The organism is Microvirga makkahensis, assembly GCF_009830105.1.
Lineage (GTDB): Bacteria > Pseudomonadota > Alphaproteobacteria > Rhizobiales > Beijerinckiaceae > Microvirga > Microvirga makkahensis.
The window spans coordinates 1-618 of record NZ_WURB01000092.1 but is presented as its reverse complement, the minus strand read 5'-3'; the positions used below and the strand labels follow the sequence as shown (position 1 = coordinate 618).

The following is a 618-nucleotide window of genomic DNA, read 5'->3' as shown; positions in this document are numbered from 1 at the left end:
GCGGCGCTGCCAGAACCCCACGCCGGTCCTGCTCCTGACCGCCAAGGACACCGTGGCCGACCGGATCGGCGGCCTCGACAGCGGCGCGGACGACTATCTCGGCAAGCCCTTCGATCTCGACGAGGTCGCCGCCCGGCTGCGCGCCATCTCCCGCCGGGCAGGCGGGCGGGCGACCCCGACCCTATCCTGGAACGGGATTGAACTCGATCCCGGTCGCCGAACCGTCGAGATCGACGGCAACCCGATTGGCCTCTCCCGCCGCGAGTTCTCGATCCTCGAGGCCCTGATCAAGCATCCCGGCACGGTGCTGTCGAAGGACCAGCTCGCCGACAGGCTCTACGGCTGGGAGGAGGACGTTGAGAGCAACGCGGTCGAGGTCCACGTCCATCACCTGCGCGTCAAGATCGGACGCGACGCCATCGAGACCGTACGCGGCCTCGGCTACAGGCTTCGGAGCACCTGACATGAGCTCGATCCGCGCCCGGCTGTTCATCATCCTGATCGCCGCCACGATAGGGATCTGGCTGTTCGCGACGGCCTGGATCTATCTCGACACCAAGCGCCAGCTGCAGCACGTGCTCGACACGCGCCTCATGGAGGCGGCGCGCATGGTCGGCT

Annotated in this window: 1 protein-coding gene; it reads left to right on the top strand. The window is 68.0% G+C overall.

Annotation, left to right across the window (positions count from 1 at the left end):
• Positions 1–463: winged helix-turn-helix domain-containing protein (locus tag GR328_RS26590; protein WP_160888640.1), on the top strand; the 463-nt coding region annotated here is incomplete at its 5' end.
• Positions 464–618 lie beyond the last annotated feature (155 nt).